This window comes from Sutterella sp., assembly GCF_030539355.1.
GTDB lineage: Bacteria > Pseudomonadota > Gammaproteobacteria > Burkholderiales > Burkholderiaceae_F > Sutterella.
The window spans coordinates 1-2,359 of sequence record NZ_JAUNSF010000184.1 but is presented as its reverse complement, the minus strand read 5'-3'; the positions used below and the strand labels follow the sequence as shown (position 1 = coordinate 2,359).

The 2,359-nt window shown below is 64.1% G+C and carries 2 protein-coding genes; both read left to right on the top strand.

Annotated features, from left to right (window positions below):
• The first annotated feature begins 582 nt into the window (after window positions 1–582).
• On the top strand, window positions 583–963 hold the full coding sequence (locus tag Q4F91_RS13350; RefSeq protein ID WP_303338222.1) for a hypothetical protein: 381 nt from the start codon (window positions 583–585) through the stop codon (window positions 961–963).
• 20 nt (window positions 964–983) lie between these two features.
• Window positions 984–2,359: beta strand repeat-containing protein (locus Q4F91_RS13345; protein WP_368661019.1), on the top strand; the 1,376-nt coding region annotated here is incomplete at its 3' end.

Below are 2,359 nucleotides of genomic sequence, written 5' to 3'. Positions count from 1 at the left end.
TCAGGAGATCTTTGACAAGATCAATCAGTCTCTTTTCCTGAAGAAGAATCTCTAATGAACGACATTACCTGAACTGTCTTGAAGACTTTTTAGGTTTAATACCAAATCGGGGTTGCCAGCCTTCGCCTTACCAGCGTGACTACGGCAACCCCTTTTTGTATACACAAGCTTCTTCCAAGAGGAGTACTTCTGCCTTTTGGACAGTCAAGAAGACCACTCCGGTTGTCTTCGTAACCATCGGTTTGGTCACGTCCTCGACGACTAGGAGCGAGAGCGTTGTGGGACGAACTTCCAGAGGAGGCCGGGGATCCGTGAACGGCCCCGGTTGAACCACGATGCCGGCCCTGAAAAGGCCTGAGGCTCCGTAAACAGAATCCCTCACGCCCCCTCATCCTTGATCCCGAATGAGTGATGCGTCTGTATACAGGCAGACGACCCGGACTGTAACGATAATGGCGGGCACAAGTCTCCGCCGCCCTTCAAGGACGGCGGCCGGTCAGGCACCCCGGGCATTCAGAACCGAAGAGCGCGCCCGGGCGGACCGGCTCGGAAATTCGTTTGTCTCCCCATGGGACCCTCACCATGAAACTCTCCCGAACCTCCCTCTCCACAGCCCTCCTCGCGGTCTTCGCGGGGAGCCTCGTCCTTGCCGCCGGCCCCGCCCGGGCGGACGATGCCTCCACGGCCGAGGACGTGATCAATGTCACGGATGATCTCGACAACACGGGGAGCGTCCTCGCCCCCGCGACCCTCAACGTTCTCGCCGGGACCATCACGGGCGGCACCGTCGGCTCCGCCGAAACCAATGCGACGGTTTATGAGGGCGCTGCGATCACCGACGCGGCCGGCGCCTTCGGCACGCTGACGAACGCCGGCACTGTCTCCTTCACGGACCTCTCCGCGTACAGGCTCGTCAACTCGTCCGAGGTCACGACGTCGGGGAGCCCTCGATCACGACGCTAGAGAACACGGGTTACGTCCACGTGGACTCCGCCTACATCGGCGGCGGCTCGAACTCGTGCTCGGTCCTCGCGATGCAGAGGCTTGACATCGAGGGGAACCTCGACAACGCGGGCGGCCTCATCGCCGCCGGTTCGCTCAACATCCTCTCGGGCACCGTCACGGGCGGCACGATCACCTACGCCGGGGGCGACACGGGCTCGGCGACGGTTGCCGCGGGCGCGGCGATCAAGGATGCCGCGGGCGCCTTCGACACGCTCACGAACGCCGGCACCGTCTCCTTCACGGACCTTGCCGTCGAAAAGCTCGTGAACTCGAGCAACGTCACCGTCTCGGGCAACGCCTCCTTCGCGTCGCTTGAGAACACGGGAACCGTCGAGGTCGCGTCTGCCTACATCGGAAGCGGCATCCCGTCCACCGTCAGCTCGAGCACCAACTCCGGCCTCATCTTCGCAACCGGAACGCTTGATGTCGAGGGCAACATCGACAACACGGGCGGCACTGTCGCCGCCACGACGCTCAACCTGCTCTCAGGCACCGTGACGGGCGGCACCGTGGGCTCGGCCGAGACCACCGCGACAGTGTCTGAAGGAGCCGCGATCACGGACGCGGCGGGCGAGTTCAGGGAGCTCACCAACGCCGGCTCCGTTTCTTTCACAAGCCTTGCCGTCACGAAGCTCACGAACACAGCCTCCGTCTATGCGGACACCGCCTACGTCGGCGGCGGCTCCAACTCCGGCGTCGTCTTTGCGACGGGAAACCTCGAGATCGCCGGCGACATCGACAACACCGACGGCATGCTCGGAGCCGCGGACACGCTCAGCATCCTCTCGGGGACGGTCACGGGCGGCACGGTCGGCGCCGAGGCCTGCACGGCGACGGTCGCCGCCGGGGCTGCGATCACGAACGCGGCCGGCACGTTCTTTGAACTCACGAACGCGGGATCCGTTTCCTTCACCGACCTGACCGCCGCCGTCCTCGTCAACTCGTCCGAAGTCACTGCATCGGGCAACGTCGCGGTCTCGGACATTCAGAACTCGGGCACCGTCAGTGTGGACTCGGCCTGGATCGCGGGCGGCACGAACTCCGGCCTCATCTTTGCCACCGGTACGCTTGAGATTGAGAAAAACCTCGACAACACGGGCGGCATCATCGCCGCCGCGACGCTCAACCTGCTCGGCGGCACCGTGACGGGCGGCACCGTCGGGTCGGCCGAAACCAGCGCGACAGTGTCTGAAGGAGCCTCGATCACCAATGCGGCGGGCGAGTTCAGGGAATTAACGAACGCGGGCTCCGTCTCCTTCACGAGCCTCACGGTCACGACCCTCGTCAACTCAGGCGTCGTCACGACCTCGGGCGCAGGCTCGTCCATCGCGAGCCTCGCGGGCGAGGCGGGATC